17 protein-coding genes and 2 tRNA genes are annotated in these 24,190 nt (G+C 56.2%); 14 read left to right on the top strand and 5 right to left on the bottom strand.

What is annotated here, in order from left to right; translation table 11 throughout:
* Window positions 1–207 precede the first annotated feature (207 nt).
* Window positions 208–975 carry an imidazole glycerol phosphate synthase subunit HisF gene (hisF, locus tag SV7mr_RS17480; RefSeq protein WP_145275058.1) on the top strand — a complete coding sequence of 256 codons (768 nt, stop codon included), beginning with the start codon at window positions 208–210 and terminating at the stop codon, window positions 973–975.
* Window positions 976–990: 15 nt separating this feature from the next.
* On the opposite strand, the gene SV7mr_RS17475 is transcribed toward hisF, so the two are convergent.
* The 3 genes from SV7mr_RS17475 to SV7mr_RS17460 form a co-directional block, all read right to left on the bottom strand.
* Window positions 991–1,506, bottom strand: a complete 516-nt coding sequence (locus SV7mr_RS17475) for a DinB family protein (protein ID WP_419187535.1) — start codon at window positions 1,504–1,506, stop codon at window positions 991–993.
* An 808-nt stretch (window positions 1,507–2,314) separates the two neighbouring features.
* Window positions 2,315–2,983, bottom strand: coding sequence for a response regulator transcription factor (locus SV7mr_RS17470; RefSeq protein ID WP_145275055.1), 669 nt, complete (start codon window positions 2,981–2,983; stop codon window positions 2,315–2,317).
* Between the two features lie 1,081 nt (window positions 2,984–4,064).
* Window positions 4,065–5,453, bottom strand: a complete 1,389-nt coding sequence (locus SV7mr_RS17460) for a sulfatase (protein WP_419187534.1) — start codon at window positions 5,451–5,453, stop codon at window positions 4,065–4,067.
* Window positions 5,454–5,829: 376 nt separating this feature from the next.
* Between SV7mr_RS17460 and SV7mr_RS17455 the strand changes: the two genes are divergently transcribed.
* Complete coding sequence (locus tag SV7mr_RS17455) at window positions 5,830–6,690, top strand: alpha/beta hydrolase (RefSeq protein WP_419187533.1); 861 nt, start codon at window positions 5,830–5,832, stop codon at window positions 6,688–6,690.
* A 348-nt stretch (window positions 6,691–7,038) separates the two neighbouring features.
* Complete coding sequence (locus tag SV7mr_RS17450; RefSeq protein WP_419187532.1) at window positions 7,039–8,097, top strand: hypothetical protein; 1,059 nt, start codon at window positions 7,039–7,041, stop codon at window positions 8,095–8,097.
* Window positions 8,098–8,140: 43 nt separating this feature from the next.
* Here the strand turns inward: SV7mr_RS17450 and SV7mr_RS17445 are convergent, their stop codons facing one another.
* Window positions 8,141–10,141 (bottom strand): sodium-translocating pyrophosphatase, encoded by a 2,001-nt coding sequence (locus SV7mr_RS17445; protein ID WP_145275042.1) that lies wholly within the window; start codon window positions 10,139–10,141, stop codon window positions 8,141–8,143.
* A gap of 487 nt (window positions 10,142–10,628) precedes the next feature.
* Between SV7mr_RS17445 and SV7mr_RS17440 the strand changes: the two genes are divergently transcribed.
* The 5 genes from SV7mr_RS17440 to SV7mr_RS17420 all read left to right on the top strand — a co-directional run bounded on the left by SV7mr_RS17440 (window position 10,629) and on the right by SV7mr_RS17420 (window position 17,013).
* Window positions 10,629–11,687: an NAD-dependent epimerase/dehydratase family protein gene (locus SV7mr_RS17440; RefSeq protein WP_145275039.1), complete on the top strand. Its 1,059-nt coding sequence runs from the start codon at window positions 10,629–10,631 to the stop codon at window positions 11,685–11,687.
* Between the two features lie 355 nt (window positions 11,688–12,042).
* Window positions 12,043–13,995 (top strand): alpha/beta hydrolase, encoded by a 1,953-nt coding sequence (locus tag SV7mr_RS17435; protein WP_145275036.1) that lies wholly within the window; start codon window positions 12,043–12,045, stop codon window positions 13,993–13,995.
* Window positions 13,996–14,231: 236 nt separating this feature from the next.
* A tRNA-Leu gene (locus SV7mr_RS17430) sits at window positions 14,232–14,317 on the top strand.
* A 166-nt stretch (window positions 14,318–14,483) separates the two neighbouring features.
* The gene (locus SV7mr_RS17425; protein WP_145275033.1) at window positions 14,484–15,533 is read left to right on the top strand and encodes a class I SAM-dependent methyltransferase; all 1,050 of its coding nucleotides are present in this window, start codon (window positions 14,484–14,486) and stop codon (window positions 15,531–15,533) included.
* 304 nt (window positions 15,534–15,837) lie between these two features.
* Window positions 15,838–17,013 (top strand): hypothetical protein, encoded by a 1,176-nt coding sequence (locus tag SV7mr_RS17420; RefSeq protein WP_145275030.1) that lies wholly within the window; start codon window positions 15,838–15,840, stop codon window positions 17,011–17,013.
* A gap of 296 nt (window positions 17,014–17,309) precedes the next feature.
* On the opposite strand, the gene SV7mr_RS17415 is transcribed toward SV7mr_RS17420, so the two are convergent.
* Window positions 17,310–17,383, bottom strand: a tRNA-Pro gene (locus tag SV7mr_RS17415).
* Between the two features lie 353 nt (window positions 17,384–17,736).
* On the opposite strand from SV7mr_RS17415, the gene pyrF reads away from it, so the two are divergent.
* From pyrF to SV7mr_RS17385, 6 genes are all read left to right on the top strand, one after another.
* Complete coding sequence (gene pyrF, locus SV7mr_RS17410) at window positions 17,737–18,651, top strand: orotidine-5'-phosphate decarboxylase (RefSeq protein WP_145275027.1); 915 nt, start codon at window positions 17,737–17,739, stop codon at window positions 18,649–18,651.
* A 238-nt stretch (window positions 18,652–18,889) separates the two neighbouring features.
* On the top strand, window positions 18,890–19,096 hold the full coding sequence (gene rpmI, locus SV7mr_RS17405; protein WP_145275024.1) for a 50S ribosomal protein L35: 207 nt from the start codon (window positions 18,890–18,892) through the stop codon (window positions 19,094–19,096).
* A 172-nt stretch (window positions 19,097–19,268) separates the two neighbouring features.
* A complete protein-coding gene (gene rplT / locus SV7mr_RS17400; RefSeq protein ID WP_145275021.1) occupies window positions 19,269–19,625 on the top strand; it encodes a 50S ribosomal protein L20 in 357 nt (118 codons plus the stop codon).
* A gap of 47 nt (window positions 19,626–19,672) precedes the next feature.
* Complete coding sequence (pheS, locus tag SV7mr_RS17395; protein WP_145275019.1) at window positions 19,673–20,701, top strand: phenylalanine--tRNA ligase subunit alpha; 1,029 nt, start codon at window positions 19,673–19,675, stop codon at window positions 20,699–20,701.
* Window positions 20,702–20,926: 225 nt separating this feature from the next.
* Window positions 20,927–22,972 (top strand): phenylalanine--tRNA ligase subunit beta, encoded by a 2,046-nt coding sequence (gene pheT / locus SV7mr_RS17390; protein ID WP_145275016.1) that lies wholly within the window; start codon window positions 20,927–20,929, stop codon window positions 22,970–22,972.
* 1 nt (window position 22,973) lies between these two features.
* Window positions 22,974–24,002 carry a DUF4272 domain-containing protein gene (locus SV7mr_RS17385; RefSeq protein WP_145275013.1) on the top strand — a complete coding sequence of 343 codons (1,029 nt, stop codon included), beginning with the start codon at window positions 22,974–22,976 and terminating at the stop codon, window positions 24,000–24,002.
* Window positions 24,003–24,190 lie beyond the last annotated feature (188 nt).

Below are 24,190 nucleotides of genomic sequence, written 5' to 3'. Positions count from 1 at the left end.
GAAGACGACTACGAGATCAAGGCAGATTGACGTATAACCTGGGCGTGATTTTTCCGCGTTCCAAGGCCCGGGATTCCAAACGAGGCGTTTTGCCCTCCGCATCCTGGGACGCGGACGTTTACTACCTGGTTCCTCAGCAATCACGCTGCTTGCTCAGCAATCGCAACACTGAATTTTCCATAGGCGCCCAAGGGTCTTCAACGCAACATGTTAGCCGCACGAGTGATCCCCTGCTTAGATGTTCATGCTGGTCGTGTCGTCAAAGGCACGAATTTCGTCAACCTCCGCGATGCAGGCGATCCTGTTCAGGTTGCCAGTCGCTACGAGGCCGAAGGCGCCGATGAACTGGTCTTTCTTGATATCACCGCCAGCCACGAAGAACGCGACATCATCCTCGATGTCGTCCGGCGGACGGCGGACTGTGTGTTTATGCCGTTGACCGTCGGCGGTGGAGTTCGCACCATCGACGATGTACGCGACTTATTGAACGCCGGCTCAGACAAGGTGTCCATCAATTCTGCTGCTTGCCAAGATCCAGACTTCATCCGTCGCGCCGCAGATCGCTTTGGTAGCCAGTGCATCGTGGTTAATATCGATCCCAAACGCGTGATCAAAGAGGGCCAGGAGTTCTGGGAAGTCCATATCAATGGTGGCCGAAAACCGACGGGCTTGCAGGCCGTTGAATGGGCTCAACGAGTCGAAGAGCTGGGGGCCGGTGAAATCGTTCTGACCAGCATGGACGCCGATGGTACCCGCGATGGCTACGACTTGCCGATTACCTCGGCTGTCAGTGAAGCCGTTTCCATCCCGGTTGTCGCCAGTGGCGGCGCCGGTAGCCCGCAACACTTGGCCGACGCGATCACAAAAGGAAAAGCCAGCGCCGCCTTGGCCGCCAGCATCTTTCACTTCGGTCAGTACTCGATCGCTGAAACTAAGCAAGTGATGAAAGACGCTGGCATCTCGGTTCGCATGTAATCACTGCCATCGCGATTACATCACGACCGGCAATTCCAACTGGCGACGCAGGGGAACCAGTTGTCCTGCGTGCATCAATGGATGGCAGGCAATCAACACGTAGACGTCGCCAACGGTCTTGGCGATGCTTTGCAGGTATTCCGGAGCATCATCGTCCAGGCTCTCGTCACTGGCTTGTTCCAGACCCGCGAAGGTTGCTGCTTTGATCTGCTCAAGCAGCTGGAGGTACTGTGACTTGCTGTAAAAGTCCGCGGCGTTGTCGTTGCCAGCTGTTTCTTTGTTGTGCTTGTCGGCAAAACCTTCTGGCAGCTCAATGGTCTGGGCGCCAACGCCTTCCAGCATGCCGTTTGCAGAGCTAATCAAGTGGCCGAGTTGCCAGGCCACGTGATTGCAGCCCGGCACGGAGCGGACAAGCAGGTTTTCATCGGTCATGTCATTCACGTAAGCCGTCAGAACCATGTGGCTGATCTTATAGGCTTGGCGGATCGAGTCCTTGGCATGCATGTAGTGTTGTCCTTTTGGTTTTCGCATCCGCGTCAGGTTCGGTCGTCTGTCGTTGCGATGAACCCGTTGGTTCAACAGCATCGCCTCAGATGAACCCAGCGGCGATGGAATGCGCGTGGTGATGGGAAATGCGATGGAGCAAAAACACGGCTGGCTGAATTCGCCAGCCGTCATGGAACGATTCGATCGTGGCAAAACACCGCCTTTGAATCGTCGTTACCAGCCAATGTAACCGGTCCGTCCCAGAACCCACAGACAGTGAGCTTGGTTCGGCGAGATCCAATGGATCTAGTCTGGGCTGTCAGAGGCGTTATCAAAGAAAACGGATAACGCAGTTGAAAAAAGAAGCTAGCCCTTTCGCACCTTGACGAGCATCAAGGAAAGGAAATAAGAACGAAAGTCATCGGATGAAAAGGGCTAGCTTTGTGCTGGGCAAGCATTCTGATCGATCACTTGCCAGCATCAGTAAGCGGAATGAATTCAAACTCTTGTCGCCTAACAACAGGTTCTCTCACCACTGCAAATGCCCCACTTGCCAAGGTGAGTCATGTCAACGACGAGTGTTCAACCAATCCGCTTGCATGTCGTTACCGGCATGCGTGTCAGCGAAAGCTGGAGGCTTTTGCTGACGAACAGGCAACCGGTCTATCTGAATTAGAACGATCGGCGCCGATACCAAATACAGAATCATCTGCATAATTCTGCGGGAAGCTGCAGGTGGTGTTGGTGAGGTGAACTGGCAATCGCAGGGTTTCTGCGTTTGGGGACCTCATGGGGAGACACGCGTTGCTAAGAGCGTGTCTCACCCGGCAAGACCTTTGAGTCGAGGGTTCTGCTAAGTCAATTGAGACTCATGATGCAGATCCAGTTCCTCAACATTCGCCTCGATCACCATTCGCACCAATTCGACAACCGAACCGGCTTGCAGTTTGTTGTAAATCTCACTGCGGCGGTTTTCGACCGTGCGAACACTGACGTCCAGACGATTTGCGATGACCTTGTTGGGTTTGCCTTGGACGACAAACGACAGCACGGCACGCTCCGATGGTGTGAGTTCGTCAATCCGATGACGGATCTCGCGACGACGTGTTTCCGCAACTCGTTCGCTGGCATCAGTTGACAGCGCGCGTCGAATGGCGTTCCACAAATCGTCCTCAACATACGGCTTGTCCAGCATCGTGATCGCACCACGCTGAATCGCTTCCACCGTGACCGGTGTTGTCGCATAAGCCGTTAGAATAATCACCGGGAGCATGGCTCCCATCTCCTCTAGCCGGGCTTGCAGCTCCAAGCCGCTCATGCCAAGCATGCGTACATCGGTGACCAAGCATCCAGGCTGGTCAATGTTGTAGTCTTGTAAAAAAGCTTCAGCAGACAGGTAAGCTTTGGCAGCTAATCCCATTGAAGTTACTAAAGCACAAACGGACTCTCTGGCCCGCTGATCGTCGTCCACGACAAAAATGGTTTGCTGTGGAACCTCCGCTAATGGTTGTTGAGATGTCATTTGCGAACCCCGCTAAACGTTGCAAGAAGGGACCCGCTTTTCCAAAGCCAAACTCAAACCTGTACTTTGATAGCCATGAATATTGCACGTGCACATCGGACCAAGCGGCAACCCACTTCGCGCTGCAACCTAGCCCCAGGTTGCTTTGCTGATGTGTTGCGTTGAAGTCAGTCTCTGGTCGTTGCCCGACATCGCTCGGAATCCCGAGAAATCTCAGTAAACGACCGCAAGACAAACCGTGTCGGCCTCTGCCACGCACCATCGAAACAAATGGTCGCCACACAATCGTGTGGCCACTAATTACAAACTTTCTCTGCCCCAGGAACAAACGCAATGGTTTGCTCCGAATGAATAAAAAGAGAACAACGGCTAAAATAAGCAAAGGAATCATTCAGTTAGGAAAAGCGAGAGTGAATGAAAAGAAAAGAAAAGAGAAGGTGGAGAGAAAAAGGAACTCTCCGAAAGACAAATCCCCGTTGGGGTGGAAGCTAGATTACACTTTATTAGACCGCTAGTAAAGCGATTCAGCGGACCCTTAGCGTATTCTGAAGAAAAGGGCCCACGCAATTTGGGTTGCTTGCGTGTGGCTGAATGGGTGGATTGAGGCTGGTTGCGCTTGCGAATGAGCCCCTTTTGTCACCTTTCTGTTAATTTGGGTGTTTTGCATGCGTTTTCAGCTCCATCCCATTTTTTTTCTTTGAGTCCCCTGAGTACTTGCAGCTGAGGTGGGCGTTTTGCGCCAATCACGTTCGATTTACACATAGCACGCGCATTGGGTGTGGTTGACGATCAACGCTGCATCATCGGCCAACACCCTGTCGTCAGTTCCCTCGCCAACACCTTGTCCCCGTTCTTCACGAGCAACGCGCCGATGCTTCACACACGGCCTGGTCGTTTTTCGAGCCCCCGTCGTCTCGGCCCCCGTCATCTCGGCGGTCTGGCATCTCGGCGGTCTGTCATCTCGGCGGTCTGGCATCTCGGCGGTCTGGCATCTCGGCGGTCTGGCATCTCGGCGGTCTGGCATCTCGGCGGTCTGGCATCTCGGCGGTCTGGCATCTCGGCGGTCTGGCTGGCTGTAGGCTCACTTGCCTTGGGCAGCTTCAATCCGCTGCATCAGCTGTTGATGCATTCTGTGTCGCACCTCCTGATGCTCTTTCAGTTCCGCCAAGTTCTGGTACTGAGTGGCGTCTTGTTGCATGTCGTACAGCATGACGCCTTCGGGATGCTTTTTGGATTTCGGGTACCACATGTAGGCCCAGCGTCCGTGCCGTAATCCGAAACCGCCGTTGACTTGAATCAAGGCGTTTTGCTTGGCGTGGGTGGCTTCTGGATTCTCTAGCAAAGCTGCCAGGCTATTGCCTTGTGCAGCACTGTCGCTGGGCAATCCGGCCAGTTCAGTCAGGGTGGGATAAAGGTCGACCAGTTCGACGGTTCGCTGACAGGTTGCTCCTTGTGTTTTCCCGGGCGCGGAGATGATCATTGGCACATGGATCGCTTCTTCCCAGAGCTTGGCTTTTTTCCACATGTGATGTTCACCAAGCAGGTAGCCGTGATCGGAAACAAAGACGACGATGGTGTTGTCACGAAGTTGCAGCGTTTCCATCGCTTCGAGCAGACGTCCGACTTGCCGGTCCATAAAGCTAACGGCACCGAAGTAGGCTCGGCGCATTTCTTGCTGTGCTGGTTTTTCGAATTTCAGCACCGTATTGATGGTTTGTTTGGGCATGTCTTGATGATCGTTGGCCGGGACGTTGGGGATCGCCAGTTCGTCAGCGTGGTACTGCCCCATCGTTTCCGTTGTCCCGATGAACGGGAAGTGCGGTCGAATCAGTCCGACAGCCAAGAAGAACGGTCGCTGATCGTTGGCCCGCTGCTGCAACAGTTCGATGGCTTGATCGGTTGCCATGGTATCGGCCAGCAAGCCTCGGTCTTTTTCTGCAACCTCAATCGAAGCATACTGAGCGCGGGCAACTTGCGTGTGTTGATAGGGTTCGTTTGCAGCGCGAGCGGCGAGCCATTTTTTGCGTTCAGCGGCGTACTGTGTGACACTTTCAGGGTTTAGAAAGTCGGTGGCTTTTCCGGGAGTGATCGCTTCCATCGCCATCATGTTGTGAGCTTCGTGCCAGGAGGCTGCGTGGTCGTTGCCGGGCTTGCCTTCGACGATATCCCCTGGGATTCCCATGTGGTAAATCTTGCTGACCCGGCCGGTCCAGTAACCGTGATTGGCAAAGTGTTTCGGCAGTGTGACTCGGTTTACAGCGACGGTGCCCCCGTTGCCTTTGACGCCATTGATCATTGGATACTGTCCGGTCATGAGCGATGCGCGGGACGGTCCGCAAAGCGGGAACTGGCAATACGCTGACGTGAAACTCACGCCGGTCTTTGCGAAGGCATCCAAATTCGGCGTCTTGCACTCGGGATGCCCCATGCCGCTGAGCGTCATGCTCAAGTCATCCGAAATGATGAACAATACATTGGGCTTTCTGAGTGTTGGTTCGGTGGCCGCAGGCTCGGTTGCTTGCAACGGAACTCGGAGCCCGAAGGCTAGAACAGCAAGCGCGAGTCGTGACCAGAAGGACCGGCGGGGCAAGCAGGCAGCAGTCAGTTGAAGCATCACAGCGAGAAAACCAGACGAGAGTGCAAAAGGCAGTTAGCCGGGAGTGGAGGTGCCCAGCATGAGGTTGGAAGACGGAGTATAGTCTACCGTCGTGATGGACGGATCCTGCCCAGCATTTCGAGCATCCATTCCAAGAGCACATCCTACTCTGATGAGATCTTCCCCATTCAGGCATCGTTTGTTGTGTGCCGTGGTTCCCTGGCTTTGTCTTTGCATTCATCCCTGGCCGATGTCACTGACTGCTCAATCACCTGATCACGCTGACATTCCTTATGCCAAGCTCGGTGAACGAGAACTGCATTTGGATCTGTACCTGCCGACTGCGCGGGCTGCGGATCGTCAAGCAGAGGTTGTGGGGGACGGGGCGCCACTGATTGTTTGGGTGCACGGTGGCGCTTGGCGAGCGGGGTCAAAGGCCAGCGTGCCAGTAAAGCATCTGCTGCAGCATGGCTTTGCCATTGCCAGCGTCGATTATCGTTTGAGCGGTGAAGCAAAGTTTCCAGCACAAGCCTTTGACATTAAGGCAGCGATCCGCTACCTGCGCGCGAACGCGGACCAACTGGGCATTGCCCCCAATCGATTCGTTATCGCTGGCGCCTCGGCGGGCGGACATCTAGCTGCTTTGATCGGCACATCGAATCACAGCAAGCCATTGGAAGGCAGCGTGGGTGAGCATCTTGACACCTCATCAAGCGTCCAAGCAATCGTCTCGTTTTACGGAGCAGCCAACTTGGAAACCATTTTGGCTCAATCGACTCCACATGGCCTTCGCGTCCGCGTGCCAGCACTGGAACTCTTGCTCGGTGGTCAGCCCAAGCAACAAACAGCATTAGCCAAATTGGCAAGTCCGGTGAACCACGTGGGGCCAGAGGATCCAGCGTTATGGCTGATTCATGGCGACGCTGACCCGCAGATGCCGTTTGACCAGTCGGTGGAGTTAATGAAAGCCTATCGTGTGCAGAAACTTCCGGTTCGTCTGGAGGTCGTCTCTGGTGGTCAGCATGGCGGCAGCGAGTTCTACGCCACGCGGCGTTTGGACCGACTTGCCGAGCAGTTACATGAACAGTTGCCCAAGCCCCTGTCTCGGTAAGTGTGCTGCGTCCCGGTAAGTGTGCCCCTGTCTCGGTAAGTTTTTTATCTCGCGTTGTTGTTCCCAGCCCAGTTCGTCGCCCTGCTTTATTGTTCTACCGATTAAGCCTGTGTTTGGCGCGGATCGTGCAGACGCGGTTGTTTGTTGAGGGAAACCACTCTGTGGCAATGTGAGCAATCTCTCATCAGTCGCACCCGGGTGATGTATAGATCCTCAGAGGGGGCTCTCCTACCGACCGGCTAAGCATCTGGTAAGATCCCGGCTGGGCCGCAGCCGAATTGAGGGCTCTTGCCTTCCAATCGTCTTGATTTTCCTTCACTCACCCACGCTGGCAACCACAGACGGCTCATGAACGCTGAGATCATTGCGTTGATCGGTTTCCTGATCGCCGCTTATGCAATCGTTGCCAATGATGCGATTCAAACTTTGGGTACCTTTTTGAGTTCTAACTCGAAACGTCCCTGGTGGGTGCTGTGGTTGTATGCTGGCAGCGTGCTGCTGATTGTCTTTCTCTACAGTTGGTTTCGCTATGACGGGGACGTCACGTACGGGCGGCTTGAAAAGTTCCCCGAGCCGGCAGGTGGATTGACCTGGTTGCATGTGATCCCACCTGTTGTGGTGCTGGTCCTGACTCGATTTGGGATTCCGGTCAGTACGACGTTCTTGGTGCTGACCATGTTTGCGCCTAGCAATATGGGCGGCATGCTGACCAAGTCGCTGATGGGGTACGTGGTCGCATTTGTGCTTGGCTTATTGGTTTATCGTTATGTCGCCAAGACTCTTGAAAAGCGTTGGATCGATTCGCCCAGTGACGCGCCCGGACGGACCTGGGTCGCCCTGCAATGGTGCTCGACTGGGTTCCTATGGAGCCTGTGGCTGATGCATGACTTGGCAAATATCTTCGTCTACCTTCCGCGTCGACTAAGCATTGCCTATCTGGTGTTCGCTGCGGTCACAATGTTGGTTCTGCATGCGATTATCTTTGCGTTTCGTGGTGGCGAAATTCAAAAGATTGTCCTCTCCAAGACCAACACGACGGACATCCGGTCGGCGACGGTTGTTGATTTCCTGTATGCCTTCATTCTGTTGTTCTTCAAAGAATTGAACAACATGCCGATGAGCACGACCTGGGTGTTCCTGGGGTTGCTGGCCGGACGAGAAATCGCCATCACGCTCAACAGCAAACAGAAATCACTCAAGGCAACCGGCAAGCTGGTCTTGTCCGATGGAGCCAAGGCGGGAATCGGGTTGGCCATCAGTGTCTTGCTGGCGATCGGTTTGCCCGGGATCAACCATTCGCTAAACGAAGGCTCATCGTTGACCGCCAGCGAACCGGTCACCAAGACCGTTGAACCAAAGGGTGCCAGGGAACAAAACGCGGCCCTTGCCAACACGCCACTGCATTGAGCAGCGACGCGTTTTCGCAAGGGATTGATTCGGTCTCCTGGGTTTACAGCAACAAAGGGGCGATCACCAGGCTGGTGACTGCCAGGACTTTGATCAGGATATTCAACGCCGGCCCTGAAGTGTCTTTAAACGGATCGCCCACCGTGTCCCCAATCACGCAGGCATGGTGAACGTCAGAGCCTTTGCCGCCCAGGTTGTCTTGTTCGACGTACTTCTTGGCGTTGTCCCAGGCCCCTCCAGCGTTGCTTAGCAAGATCGCCAGCAAAACACCCGTCAGCATGGATCCGACCAGTAATCCCCCCAGTGCATCCGCTCCGACAAAGAAACCCACCAGCGGTGGCGTCGCGAGCGCGATGACCGCCGGTAGTGGCGTTCGTCGCAGTGCCGCAGCGCCAGCAATCTTGATACAGCTGGCGTGATCCGGTTTCGCTTTTCCTTCCATCAGTCCGGGAATCTCGCGAAACTGACGACGAATTTCTTCCACCATCTCAAAGGCTGCGTCGCCCACGGCGTTTAGCGTCAAAGCACTGAACAAGAACGGCAGCATGCCGCCGATGAACATGCCCGCCAACACACGCGGGCTATCGATTTGCAGCCCACCGGGAAACGATGGCTCGATCACTTTTAGAAAGGCGCTAATGACCGCGAGTGAAGTTAACGCAGCGGCGCCGATGGCAAATCCCTTGCCGACCGCTGCGGTGGTGTTGCCGACTTCGTCCAGTTCGTCGGTGATTTCTCGGGTCTCTGGCCCCATTGCTGACATTTCGGCAATGCCACCGGCGTTGTCTGCGACCGGGCCATAAGCATCGACCGTCATGATCATCCCGACGGTGGCCAGCATGCCAACCGCTGCCATGGCAACCCCGTACACGCCGGCAAGTGAAGTGGCAATCAAGATCGCGACCGAAATCGAAACAATCGGAATCACGATGGATTCCATCCCAACTGCGGTGCCACTGATGATCACCGTCGCCGGGCCAGTCTTGCCTGTTTCAGCAATGCGTTCCACTTTTCGTCCCCGGGTGTAGTACTCGGTGGACAAGCCAATCACGACGCCTGTGAGTGCTCCGCAGACCACTGCCCAGCCCACATTGGGTTTGACACCTAGCAACCACAGCACCAAAAAGATCGTTGGCACGAATAGGACACTCGATCCCACCATGCCCCAGCGCAAAGCATCAGCGGCGCTCTTGGCGGCAATTGGTTTCATGATCAGCATCGCCAGCAATGAGACCGCCAAGCCAGCGGCGGACAAAAACAAGGGCAGCCCAATCAGGGCGGCTTTACCACCCAAGGCATCGGTCTCTTCGGCACTCAGGACCAGGGCGATGGCGATCGCCGAGATAATCGAGCCGCAATAGGATTCGAAAATGTCGGCGCCCATGCCAGCCACATCGCCGACATTGTCACCGACGTTGTCCGCGATCACGCCAGGGTTGCGCGGATCATCCTCCGGAATGTCTGCTTCTAATTTGCCGACCAAGTCAGCGCCGACATCGGCACACTTGGTGAAAATCCCACCGCCGACACGCGCGAACAGCGCCACCAATGAGGCGCCCATTCCAAAGGCGCTAAACAGGGTCAGTGATTCCTCGGTGACGTCCAAAAACACATACATGCTGCCCAGCCCGATCAGGCCAATGGAGGCAACTGTTAAACCCATCACGATGCCACTCATCACCGCCACCATGAACGCACCGACACTGCCCTGCTCTTTGGCGGCAACAGCGGTGCGACTATTGGCTTTTGTGGCCGTGAGCATTCCTATGATGCCAGCTGCAGAAGACCCGATCGCCCCACTGACAAAGGCAACCGCAGCGGTCGGTGAGAGCAACCAAGCCATGATCCCAGCAACCATCACCACCACGGCCGCCAGCACGGTGTACTGCTGACGCAGATAGATGATCGCGCCAAGCCGGATCGCACTGGCGATCTCCTGGACCTTGCTGTCACCCGCCGGTCGTTGCAGAATCGAACGCGTCACTGCCGCCGCAACCACCAAACCTGCAATTCCCGCCGACGGGACTACCCACTGATAACTCATGATGCTGCCTCCTCATCATCGTGTTCCAAACAGGGTGTGGATCGGAGCGACTCATTCAGTTCCACAGAACGAGGTGTAGCTTGCCTTCATTCAATGGTTAAGGGCGCCATAACTGATTTCATCGCTATCCTCTCCGGTCCGATTTCTTGATCGTAACAGAATCTAAACCTTCCTCCGCCATCAGTTTGGCCGAGGCCGAGGCAGATTCTACAAGTTAGCGGCAAAAGGCAAGTCCGGTTGTATGGTGTCAAACCTGCGAAGTGTTTTGAAACCGATCAGCCTGCCGAAGAATTTGATCTGGCCATTGATCGGGTAACTAAAATTGAGTTGGAACACCAATTTTGAACCAATGACCAGTCCGTTGAAACGCTCATGGGCAACACAAGGATGAGCAGCGCGGGAGATTTCTAGCAGGGAGGTCCTTGGTCGCAACGCAAGAACGACTCAAGACCAAACCACAGCCATTGAAGTAGCGGGGCATTGTGAGATGAAACAGGTTCTGATTACCGGGGCCACCGGATTTATTGGCGCTCAACTGGTGCGACTTCTGAAACAACAGGGCGTTGAAGTTCGCTGTCTGGTTCGGAAAACCTCCGATCGAAGTCGCTTGGATCCGTACAGCCCGGAATATGTCGTTGGTGAGCTGACTGACGACAATGCTCTGGCACGAGCCGTTGAGGGTTGTCAGACGGTGTTCAATTTGGCGGGCACCACAAAGTCTCTTGGCTTACGCGGTTTCGTGCGCGCCAATGTGCACGGTCCTCGCTCGGTTGCCAGAGCCTGCCTGAAACAGGATGCCAAACCTGTGCTCGTGCATGTGTCCTCACTCGCTGCGTCAGGTCCCAGTACCTCCGATCGAGCGCGTCAGGAGAGTGACTGCGAAGCGCCTGTTTCGAATTATGGACGCAGTAAATTGATGGGGGAACGAGCGGTTGCGAGCTACGCCGATCGGCTGCCGATTTCCATTGTGCGGCCGCCGATTGTCTTGGGACCCGGCGACAAAGACGGATTTGAAATGTTCCAAAGCGCTTCGCGTTTCGGAGTGCATGTCACTCCCGGCAAGGGCAACGGCAAAATGTCTGTCGTCCACGTGGACGATCTTTGCCAAAACTTGACGGCTGTCGCGCGGCGCGGCCAACGTTTGACCAAGCCCAATCCCGATGGCCAGGGCATCTTCTATGTGGGCGACCATCATCAGCCCACGTACGCAGAACTCGGCCGCATGATTGGCAAAGCGATGGGGCTGCGCTCCACACGCGTGATCCCGATCCCCATGCCGGCGCTGTGGGCCGTCTCGGCGGTCAATCAGTGGGTCAGCAAGCTACGCGGTCGACCTCATATTCTGAACTTGGACAAGACCCGCGAAGCCGCAGCCGGTTGCTGGACCTGCGACCCCGGCAAGCTGCGCGAGCAATTGGGATTCCAGCCCGTCTTCAGTCTGCAAGAACGCTTGAATCAGACCGCGCAGTGGTATTTGGATAACGGTTGGCTCAGCGCAGGAAGCACTGTTACAGAGCCTCGCAAAGACACCCTCTCGACGCGCTGATTGCCAGCTCCGGCGCTGCATCGCTGGCCTGGCCAGCGGCGGAGCACTGCTTGATGTCATGGCTGGGAAGCCCCACGCGACAAAATTCGGCGCGACAAAATTCGGCGCGACAAAATTCGGCGCGACAAAATTCGGCGCGACAAAATTCGGCGCGACAAAATTCACGGCCATCGGTCCTGAACGCTGCGTCTTGGATGCGATGATGCTGGTTGGCAATCGCTCGCATTCAGGATGCTCTCGACTTGCAAGCCCCCAGCTGGCTAAACTGGCGCGATGAAGCAGCGTCCGTTTCCGCAACGTTTCGCTGACCAGGACCAGGACCAGGACAACTTGGATCACAAGAGCGAATGCAAGGATGCCAGCGATGAACGTGGTGGGGCGAAGGAGTGCAGGGTACAGCAGTGGGGCAACCAAGCTTGTTCGGCGGACAAGTCCCGTCATCTTGCTGTGCTTGATCCTGGTTGGCTGTGGGGGTGAGTCTGCTGACGCTCCTGCTGAGCCCGAACCCGGCCCCGATAAAATGGCTCAAGCACCGCCGCCGCTGGATGCGGTGGAAGGCGGCGATTCACAGCCCCTGCTGGACAAGCCGCTGGACAAGCTGCTGGACAAGCCGCTGGACGATGCCTTCCCTCCAGTGCTGAACCCTGACGACTTGGTCGAATCTTCAGAGCTTCAGACCGTGCCGTTGCCGCAAATGGAGTTCCGCCGATCGCAAGCAGCCCCGCGTGTTGAGATGGCAGCTCCGCGTGTTGAGATGGCAGCTCCGCGTGTTGAGATGGCAGCTCCGCGTGTTGAGATGGCAGCTCCGCGTGTTGACAAAGCAGCTCCGGTGCAGATGCCGCTGCAGATGGCTGCCGAACCCGAGCAAGCTGCCGAACCCGAGCAGCCTGCTCAAGCAGCGCCCAGTGAGGCGATCGCCACAGGCAGTCCCAATCCGGCCGCTGGAGATCCATCCGGTACTGACAGCGCCGCTGTCGGGCCAGCGGTCGGGCCAGCTGGCGCAACGATCGATCGCGACGCGGGTTATCTGACTGTCCCTGTTTTTTACGCAACCGATCGCTTGTCCGATCCGGTGGGTTTATCTCAGTACCGGATCGCAGGGAATCGCAAGAGCTTCTATACCGTGCTGATCGCATCGATTGTTTTCGCAGTGTTGGCGATCGGGCAGTGGTTGCGTCGCAATCTGTTTGCGGCGGGCGTCATGGGCTTGTTCGGTGCTGCATCGGTGCTCATTTGCGGCATCATTCTTGCCGCCGGTTCGACGCACCTTCAAAAGCACGGCGTCAATTATGGGGCGGCGCGCGGTCGCTTTGTTCGTGGAATCAGTCGAGTCACCGTGCCGCTGGAGCGAGAGCGTGGTGATGTTCCTCGGCCGAGCGTGTTTCGGTTTGAATTCGCAGAAGACCAGCGCAAGCATGTTGTCCTTCGCTCGGCAGTGGAATTGGATCAGGATCAATTCCAGTCACAACTCGCCGACACCGTGGCCAGCGCCAACCAGCCCGAAGCGATGGTGTTTGTGCACGGTTACAACGTGACATTTGAGTCAGCCGTCCAGCGGACCGCTCAGCTTGCGGTGGACTTGCCGTTTGACGGTGTGGCGGTTTGTTATTCCTGGCCCAGCCAAGGCAGTCTTTCTGGTTACACGATCGACGAGACCAACGCCCGCTGGACAGCCACGCATTTGAAGCAGTTCCTCCTGGAGTTGGCTCAGGTCAATGGCGTTCAAAAAGTGAACGTGATCGCTCACAGTATGGGCAACCGCCCCACCACCGCAGTGTTGAAAGAGATCGCCAGTGATCTCCGTTTGGACTCGGCAAGTTTAGCCGCGTCAACAGATGCAGCGGTGGCTCCCAGGAAAGCACCGGCAATGGTGCCCGGCGGAGCAAGCTTTGGGCAAGTCGTCTTTGCCGCTCCCGACGTTGACGCCGATGTGTTTCGACGGGACTTGGCTCCCGCTCTGATTCCGCTGGCAGATCGCGTGACGTTGTACGCTTCGTCCGACGACCAAGCGTTGGTCGCATCGAAGAAGGTTCATGGTTACGCCAGGGCTGGAGAAGGAGGCGCAGAGATCACCGTCGTCCCCGGGGTGGAAACCATTGATGTGACCGGCATTGATCTCAGTTTGCTGGGACACAGCTACTACGGCGATCATCCTCAGATTTTGCATGACTTGTACCACGTCATGACGCATCCTTTGCCGGTCGACCAGCGTCGAGCGTTGATTGCCACTCAGGCGGGCCCTGGAAAAAGCTATTGGAAAATGCAGCTCGGACGTCCATTGCAGACGGCTCGCGCGGTCGATCAGTGAGTCCGTGTTCGGGCTTCGTGCTCGATCAGAGTCACAGCTTGTGACTTCTGGCAGAACTCGTCCGGCAGGGGTTCTGAAATGCTGCCGGTGACGCTAGAATCTGCAATTGTTCGATCAGAGCCATCAAGCAGGCGAACCCACCTTCGCCCACTTGACTCTGTTTGAGTGTCATGGCCAACGGCTTGAACATTGCAAGTTTCGCTTGGTCCGCTGGCCATCATTGATGGCAGCAATCAGCCCGGGTGGTGGAATTGGCAGACACAGGGGATTTAAAATCCCCCGGCCAAATGCGGCTGTGCGGGTTCGAGTCCCGCCCCGGGTACTTGCTTTTCTGGCCGTCGGGCCAGCTTTTCTGTTGGCGCCGTTTCTCGCCTGTCTTTTTTGGCAATGTCGGATCGTGCCCTCGCACTGGGTACCACAATCCGTTGCAGTGCCGCTCTAATGGTTCGTTTGATCAGTCATCAGCCGAACACAGAGGGGGACACGCGATGGATGAAAACGAACTCAATGCGTTGTTAGGTCAGTTGCTTCAAGATTTGGGCGGAGCGTTCAGTGTGCCCTTGGTGCAGATTGGTGAACGACTGGGCCTGTACGAAATGCTGACCGATGCGGGACCATGTACCGCGCAAGAGTTGGCTCAAAAAGCTGACGTCAATGAACGTTACCTTCGCGAATGGCTTAGCGCTCAGGCGGCATCCAAATACATTGGTTACGATCCTGAGTCTGACACATTTTTTATGACGGCAGAGCAAAGTTACGTGTTCGCTGATCGATCCAGCCCAGTTTACATGGCGCCGGGATTCAGCGCAGCGGCGGCGTTTGCACAAAACGAGCCACTGGTGCGAGAGGCTTTCAAAACAGGGCAGGGGATTCCTTGGGGAAGCCAAACGACCTGCCTCGCCTGTGCGGTGGCACAGTTTTTTCGGCCCGGATACGAGAACCATCTTTTGCAAGCCTGGTTGCCCGCGCTCGAAGGGGGGTTGGAAAAGTTACAGTCCGGAGCAAACGTCGCTGATATCGGTTGCGGGCACGGTCTGACCACAACCATGATGGCCAAGGGCTTTCCGAATTCGCAATTCTTGGGAGTGGATTTTCATGAACCTTCCATCGAGGCGGCGCGTGAACATGCTGCCCCGCTGGCATTAGGAAACCTGAAGTTCGACATCAGTTCGGCAAACGCGGTTTCAGGTGGTTTTGATTTGGTCACCATCTTTGACTGTCTGCACGATATGGGCGATCCGGTTGCCGCAATGCGGCATGTCAAAGAGATGCTTGGCGCCGAGGGTGTCTGCATGATCGTTGAGCCGATGGCTGGCGACTCATTGGCAGAAAATTTGAACCCCGTCGGGCGACTGTATTACAGTGGCTCGACCATGGTCTGCGTGCCCACGTCATTAGCCCAGGAGACAGGGGCGGCACTGGGAGCTCAGGCCGGCGAGAAACGACTCCGGCAGCTGATCGTTGAAGAGGCTGGATTCAGCTCCTTGCGGCGCATTGCAGAAACCCCCTTCAATATGGTGTTAGAAGCCAAGCCATAGGAAACCTGCCGCGTGCTCGCACGCGGCGTTATCGCCATAAAGGGTGACAGGTGATGCGACGCGGGCTGGCGTGCAAAGCGGCAGCGCGCGAAAGATCGTCACGTCTTGATGGGCCGGCTGTCATCGAAAGCTGAGCAACCTGCCGATCCGTTGGCATGGTGCTTTGCGAAGTGTGGTTGGGGGCTGGAAGAGTGGGGGCGTTAGGGAGTGTGTGAAGTCGCAGATTGGCGTTGTCCTGGGCTTTCGATTTGGCCTATTAGCAATGGGTTGTCAGCGTTTTTCCCTTTCGCTTGCTGGTTCAGTCATGTTGAAGGCTCGTCACTTGAGTTTCTCGGTCCGCCTTCGCGCCGCGGTTGGCTGTACCGCCGTTTGTTGTGCGTTTGTGTGTTGCACCGTGATGTGCTGCCCCGCTGGCAATGCTGAGTCCCCTAAGTCCAGTCCGTTCGCTGCGCCGACCGTCAGCGCCCCCGCGACCGGTGAGCCTGCCGTTGCAGAGGAATTGCCAGTCCCAGAGTCGGCCATTCCAGAGTCGGCCATTCCAGAGTCACTGCCTGTTGATCAGGTCTCTGGTCTGAACTTGGAACCGGTCGTGATTGATGACCTGTTGATGGACGAAGAGGTTGTCGAGGGTTCGGTTGTGATCAGCGACCGGGTTGTGCAAACATCGGAACCGGCTGTTGTGACACCGATCGAGCCGGATGCCGTGCCTGAGATCGAGCCGGACGGTCACAAAGTTCAGTTCGGCGATTGGGTGGGATACAACGCAACGCAGAACAATACAACTTGGTTGGCGGGTGGTGATTTCGGGATGTACAGCATGGAGTCCTATCCTTCGCTCGACTTTGGCGATGATTCTTCGATCAAACTGACCAGCGGTTTTCACTTTCTCGATGGTCCACGTGTCCCCGACATGCCGCCCAGATTATTCGATTTTCAAGTGGCTTTCCAAGGTCGTCGAGCCCTGACCGATCACACGATGGTTGATGTCCGTTTAGGCGTTGGTGTGTTCAGCGACTTTGAGGGCAGTGCTCGAAAAGGCGTTCGCTATCCTGGGCATCTCGTCACTTACTGGGAATACGATCCTGGCCTTGCGGTGGTCTCTGGTGTTGAAGTTCTGGATCGAGACGATCTTTCGGTTTTGCCTGTCGCTGGGTTGGTGTGGCGTCCTGTAGACGATCTGGTTTTAGAATGTGTTTTTCCGCGTCCCCGAATTCAGTTGCGTTTGGATTCTAACAAAGCGATGCACTTTGGCGGAGAGCTTGGAGGAGGCACCTGGGCGATTAAGCGACTCGACGGCACCAACGACAACGTCACGTATCGGGACCTGCGAGTCACCTGGGGAATCTCTAACTTTGATGAAGACGACGAAAGCACCATGGAAATTGGCTGGGCGTTCGATCGCTGGTTGGGATATCGTTCGGCAACCCCCGACACTCATTTTGACGGCGCCTTTCTTCTGCGTTGGCACAAGCACTACTAGCGAAGCGTGATCATAGGCCGCAGGAGAATGCAGCAACCTACCCTGAAGGGGTTGGGAAAACGGGTCACCACCAAGTCCGGTGCCGTGCTTGCACGCACCAATGCTTTGAAGCCAAGTTGGACTCGCCAGAGGGAAAGCGTTGCCGCGCCGCAAACGCTTGCACCAGTGCTTGCACCAAATCTAGGAAAGCAGGGACAATCGGAGTCACTTTCTGGCCATCGGGGCGGTGAAGGCGAGAGTACCTTAGAAACGAAGAAACCCCGCAAAACGCTGGGTTCTACGGGGTTTTTACGTAGTCGGGATGACAAGATTCGAACTTGCGACCTCTGCACCCCCAGTGCAGCGCTCTACCAGGCTGAGCCACATCCCGCTTGTGGCTGAAAGGTTAACGAACCGAGACGTCGTTTTCCAGGCCATATTGTGCCGCTTTCGCTCGTTTTCTTTTCGCCCTCGGTTTCTCGGCTCCTCGATGGACTCGCTTGCCCGTGGTGTGGCGAACGGTCAATGTTGAGGGACAGCCAAATCGGGGCTACAACCCGATGGGCAGTGCGACGTACAATCCCCGTCGGCAGAGGCATGGCCGCAGAGGTTGTTTGCCCCAGTCGCGGCGATTGCCACCGCCAATCCGGGCGGGGCTGGTCGCCGGAACCCATTGCTCGCACCGAATCGCCCTTTGCTTGCAATCAACAGGCCCTTTGCTCGCACCACCAATGGATGCAACCGATGACAATTGCCACGCCAAGCTTTGCTACTTTGCTGACTGAGGCCGTCCAGAAGACCCGCAGTGTGACCTGCGTGGGGCTGGACCCGCGAAAAGCCAATCTGCCTGAGCCGATGCGCCAGGCAATCGCCCAGGATCGTCCCGAAGAATGGGCAGCAGCTTACACGCAGTTTTGCTGTGGAATCATCGATGTTGTGGCTGGCAAAGTTCCCTGTGTGAAGCCACAGGCGGCGTTTTTCGAGCAACTGGGACCCGCCGGAATGATCTCGCTGGGCGAGGTCGTGCGTTACGCTCGCAGCAAACAGCTGCTCGTCATCCTTGATGGCAAGCGAAACGACATCGGTAGCACCGCTACGGCCTATGCGGACGCTTATCTCGGTGCGGACAGCCCCTGGCAGAGCGATTCGCTGACCGTGAGTCCTTATCTGGGACAGGATAGCATTGAGCCTTTTGTGGACGTTTGCGACCAGCGTTCAGCGGGCATCTTTGTGCTGGTGAAGACCTCAAACCCCGGCGGTGGATTGTTGCAGAACCGTGAAACCGACGGCCAATCGGTCTTTCAGCGTGTAGCGGAGTTGCTGACGGAACTGAACAAGCCGCGTCTGGACAGCCATGGTTATGGGCCTCTGGGAGCGGTGGTTGGAGCGACCTATCCCGAAGAATTGGCACAGATGCGCCAAGCCATGCCACATAGCGTGATTCTGATTCCGGGCTTTGGAGCCCAGGGTGGCGCAGCGGACGACGTCAAAGTTGGCTTTCACGCGGGCGGCTTGGGCGCGGTGGTGAACAGCTCTCGGCACATTATTTTCGCCTACCAGCGACCTGAGTACGCCGAAAAATTCGCCGGAAACGCCTGGCAGCGAGCCGTCGAGGCGGCGACCGATGACATGAATCAGCAGTTGAATTTCTGCGAATAAACGCTGCACCAGGGCTCTGTTTGGCCGGTTGCCCGATGGTCGACAGCAGTGAAATTCGAGGATCGTTGCCTGAGGGCGTCGCTTTGAATGGACGCCGCTCGCGGGATCTACTGGGCTTTTCACCGTGATCGGGCTGCTGCCCCCTGGCGAAAACCATCGTGATTGGCTAGATTTCGCGGTTCCCTGTCGAGAGGCCTCGACGGGCCGTTACGTCAATACCCCCAAGATCAACGGATTCATGGGCACTAAAATCAAAACCCACAAGGGCACTAAGAAACGCTTTCGCCTGACGGCGAAGGGGAAGGCCATGCACCGTCAAAGCGGCACCAGCCACTTGGCTGGCGGTCTGACCAAGAAGCGTCGCCGTAACCTACGTGGCACAGCAGCGGTCGACACCTGCATGGAAAAGACCATTCACGCTGCATTGAACGGCAACAGCTATTGATTTCAGCTGTGCGTGAGACAGCGGTTTCACGTCAAGGGTCGCCATCAATTGGCATCGCCCGGAAATCAACCTTTCTTTCATTACATCCATTTGGATAGGCGAAACTTCAGCATGGGCGTCGCGTTGACGTGACTGCTGGGGCCTGATTCCAGAACATTAAAAGGCTTGCACAATGCGTGCTACCAAAGGTGCCGCTCGTCGGCAATCTAAGAAACGTCTCTTCAAACGTGCCAAAGGTTATCGTGGCGGACGCGGAAAGCTGATCCGTACGGTCAAAGAAACCTTGCTTCGTAGTGGCGCGTACGCTTTTCGTGACCGTCGCGTTCGTAAACGTGACTTCCGTCGCCTGTGGATCACGCGTCTGAACGCTGCCACACGTGCCCACGGGTTGCGTTACAGCGAGTTCATTCATGGCTTGAAGAAAGCCGGCATCGAATTGGACCGTAAGACTCTTTCCGAGATGGCGATCCACGACAAAGATGGCTTTACTGCGGTTGTCGACAAGGTCAAAGAAACGCTGGCCGCCTAAGGTCGTTTGCGAGTTGTCGCTTCCATTCGCCGATCATCCACGGATCGATGTCGCTGCAAAATTTTCTCACTGCGTTGGATTCACTTAAGCGTGAAGCCATCGATACCCTGCAATCGGTTGCCGATGCTGAAGCATTGGAAGCTGCGCGGGTGAAGTATGCCGGTCAGAAGAAAGGTGCGTTGAAAGACGTCCAGAAACTGATGGGTTCCGTCGCGTCAGAGGATCGCAAGACCGCTGGCATGGGTTTCAACGAGGCCAAGAATGCGATCGCCGATGCCTTGCAGGCGGCGACCGATCGCTTCTCTCAGGGCGGAGCCAGCGGCGCGGATCCAACGTTCGACCCTTCGCTGCCAGGTGTCCGTCCCCGTATCGGCCATGTGCATCCGATCACCCAGACCATCACTCACCTGACGGAGATCATGGGGCGGATGGGCTTTGAAGCCGCCGAGGGCCCCGAGGTGGAAGATCCGCATCACAACTTTGTGGCGCTGAACATTCCCGAGGATCACCCCGCTCGCGATCCCTTGGATAACTTTTATCTGGCCACCGCTCAGGCGGCCGAGAAAAGTAACACCGAGGGCAGTCGCCTGCTGCGGAGCCAAACCAGCACCGTGCAGATCCGCGTGATGGAAAACAAGCAGCCGCCGATTCGCGTGATTTCGCTGGGCCGGGTCTATCGCCCCGACGATCCCGATGCGACACACTTTCCAATGTTTCACCAGATGGAAGGCCTGTTGGTCGACAAACATGTCACCATGGCCAATCTGAAAACCGTCTTGCGTGTCTTTGCCACCAACTACTTGGGCGATGACGTGCAGATTCGGTTTCGTCCCTCGTTCTTTCCATTCACCGAGCCCAGTGTGGAAGTGGACTTCCTGTGGGATGGTCAGTGGATTGAGTTTGGTGGCGCCGGAATGGTCGACCCCAATGTCTTCAAGGCAGTCGGCTATGACCCCGATCAGGTCTCTGGGTTTGCGTTTGGTTTGGGTGTTGAGCGGCTGTGCATGCGTCGCCACGGCATTAAAGACATTCGCGACTTGTACAGCGGCGACATGCGTTTTCTTAGCCAGTTTTAATTGCGGCCCAGGCCGATGACTGGTCCTTGATGTCTGCCGTCAAGATCAGTCAGAACAAGACTCTGATCAGATCAAGGCACTGATCGTTGTTCCTAGCAGTCGGCAGTGCCCCTAGCAATCAGCAGTCGTGTGAGACATCGCTCGTTCCATTGGCGTCTCGCTTCAGCTTGATCAATCAGCGGTGACTGTCAGCCGAATTCTTGAAATCACATACCGGATCGAATCATGCTCGTCTCTTGGAAATGGTTGTCGAACTATGTCGACTTGCCTAGTGATCGCCCGGAAGTCGAAGATCGACTCAGCCTCAGCGGATTGAATCACGAGGGGACCGAAGCTCCCGGCCCTGAGAATGGTTTGACCGAGGGCGACGTCTGCATCGACCTGGAAGTCACCAGTAACCGCGGCGATTGTCTGGGGCACATTGGCGTGGCACGCGAGATTGCTGTGCTATACAACCGCGAGTTGAAAATCCCAAACGTTACATTGGCGGCGTCTCAGGCAGATGTTGCGTCACTGTTGTCGGTTCGCAATGAAGACACTGGATCCTGTCCCCGTTACACGGCGCGGGTGATTCAGGGCGTCAAGGTTGGCCCCAGCCCTCAGTGGATGCAAGACGCGCTGCAAGCGGTCGGCATTGGCGTGGTCAACAATGTAGTGGACGCGACAAACTACGTGATGATGGAATGCGGCCAGCCCTTGCATGCATTTGATTACAGCAAGATCGCCGACAAAACCATCGTTGTCCGGCGAGCGGTAGCGGAAGAAACGCTGACCGCGATTGATCACAAAGACTACGCGCTGACCAGCGACATGTGTGTGATTGCAGACGCGGCGCAGGCCTCAGCGGTTGCCGGCGTGATGGGCGGTGCTGATTCCGAGGTGAATGACCAGACGACGGATGTGGTCATCGAAGCGGCGATCTTTTTGCCGCTAAGCGTGCGGCGAACAGCTCGCGCCCTGAAACTGCATAGTCCCTCGTCGTTTCGTTTCGAACGTCGCGTTGATCCTGTCGGTTTGGATTGGGCCAGCCGCCGAGTGTGTCAACTGATCACTGAGATTGCTGGCGGCAGCGTCGCTGAAGGCGTGGTTGATACTGCCGCAGAGGTTCCCGCCCGCGACGCAATTGAGCTTCGTCTGGACCAAATCGAGCGTTTGCTGGGCATTGTCGTGCCAGCTGCTGAGGTGGATCGCATCTTGGTTGCTCTTGGTTGCCAGTGCGAACAGTCGATCGCTGAGGGTTGTGGCAGTTTCGTGCCTCCCCCTTGGCGTCATGATTTGACTCGGCCCGCCGATTTGATCGAAGAAGTTGCACGAATCTATGGCTATGACAAGATTCCAGAGGACAGCCCCATCCCGGTGGCTCCCAGCAGCAAACGCGTGTTTGATTCGGCGACGGAGAAGATCCGCACGGTGATGATCGCAGCGGGCATCAGCGAAGCGATGACGCCAAGCGTGGTCACCAAGGGGCTTGATGGTTCGCTTTCGCCATGGACTGAGCGTCCAGCTTTGATGACTCAAACTCCAATGCTAAAAGGGGCCAAATCCCTGCGGCGGACGCTGATGCCAAGTCTGTTGCAGGCTCGGGCAAACAACTGGGCCATGGCATCTATTCATGCAGACTTGTTTGAGATCGCGCACATCTATCTGCCAGGAAAGACCGAAGCGGATCTGCCAGAGGAACTGTACACCGTCGGCTTCGTCTGTGGCTGTGACTTCTTTACCGCCAAGGGCGTGATTGAGTCGCTTTGTCAGATGATGGGTGTTTCCGGGGCTTTGCAAGTTGAACCTGTCCAACGCGATGGCTTTGTGGCTGGGCAAATCGTCCAGCTGAAACTTGGCGATGCCGACTTGGGCTACTTGGGTGTCGTCGCGCCAAAGACATTGAAACAATGGAAGCTGCCGGGGGAAGTGGTTGTTGCGGAGTTGTCGATTCCCGCCTTCCTTGCACAAGCGAAGCTCGTGCCACAGCAGCAGGTCGTTAGCATGTTCCCCAGCGTGGAGCGTGATTTGAATTTCGTGATGGCTGAAGCAGTGCGTTGGAACGAGCTAGAAAGCATTGTTCGTGCTGCCGTTGGCAATCAGCTGAAGGCCGTGACCTACCGAGAAACGTATCGCGATCCAGAGCGAGACGGCAAAGACACCAAACGAATCCTGCTTTCCTTGCAACTGCAAAAGGACGACGCCACGCTTAGTGGAGAGGAAGCCGATGCGTTGGTGCAAAGTGTGATTGGTGATTGTCGTCGCAAGCTGGGTGCGGAGTTGTTGGGATAGCATGCCCGTTCAATTAGTTGCCTACTGCACACACCGCGATTACTTTGCAGCCGAGTTTCCTCACGAACTGGAAGCGGTGCGCGATGAATCGGAGCGCGGATTCGTTGAACACTTGATGGCAAGGGTGCAGCGATTGATGGAGCTCAGCGATGGCGAGGCAGCTCAAACTGTTTACGCCGTCTGTCGTCACCTGCAGCGCAGCAAGCATCTTGTTCAGATGTCCGTCGATGGCGAGCATGTCGAAGCCTTGGCTCCCTGGGCTTGGAAGAACAACGCCGTTTTGCTGCTGCCCGATGGCAGCTTCCGCGATCCCAATGGAGCCGTTTTGGTCGATCCCGATACCGGGATGCCAGACGAGCGTGCACAGCTGCCCTTTCTGCCTGACGCGCGGCAACGCAAGGTGCAAACGGAGCTCGATCTACGCAATCGATCGATCGATATCCCCGAGTTCTTGCCCCCCGTTGTCAGCGTCGACGAAGTGGAGCTGCGAACCGCAGAAGAAGTTGCTTGGCGATGCCAGGCGCTATTCATGGTGGCGGTGCGAGCGGAGTCGTTGGCCAATGATCAGCCGATCGCGTTGACAGCACTGAAGAAACGCTTGCCGCTGGCCATGCACTCGTTGACGACTTGGGAGAAGGAGTTTATCGAAAATGAGCACCCAGCACCCGAAGCCGTTTCGGCCGCCGGTTGGCGTTACGAGGCTTTGACTGTGTTATTGTGGTCGCTTGGATTAACTCCGGAACTGCCCTTTCCCGATCAAATCTGTAATGTCCCTCACATCGCTGAGCGGATGATGGCCATTAACGGGGCCGAAATGGTCAATGATGCCCAGTTGCGACCGGTGGAGCAAATCTTAGACGCCTTGGATTGTCATTATCGGTTATTGTGGGTGTGTCGCGGTTCAGCCTTGGCTGAGACTGACCCCCCGGCCGGTTTAGAAGAAGGTGTGGTGGTCGAACGCCAGTATGCACTGAACTGGTTAACCAGTTTCGAGCGGGCTGATTGGGATGACGTTGATACACCGAGTTAAGAGGCGTGTCCGCTTGCTCGCACTGCTTTGAGCATGTTAGCATTCTGGTTGATGTTGCGTTTCCCAGGGTTTTCTCTGGGCAATCGCGATTTCATCGATCCGGGGCTGGGTTCGTAGGGTGCCGTGCTTGCACGCACCAATGAAATGGCAGCGCACCGTTGGGCTGCAATCACGTGGATTTTCCGCAT

The organism is Stieleria bergensis (genome assembly GCA_007745635.1).
In the GTDB taxonomy this organism is placed as follows: domain Bacteria; phylum Planctomycetota; class Planctomycetia; order Pirellulales; family Pirellulaceae; genus Stieleria; species Stieleria bergensis.
The sequence above is the reverse complement of the archived record's forward strand: the minus strand, read 5'-3'. Positions and strand labels throughout refer to the sequence as shown.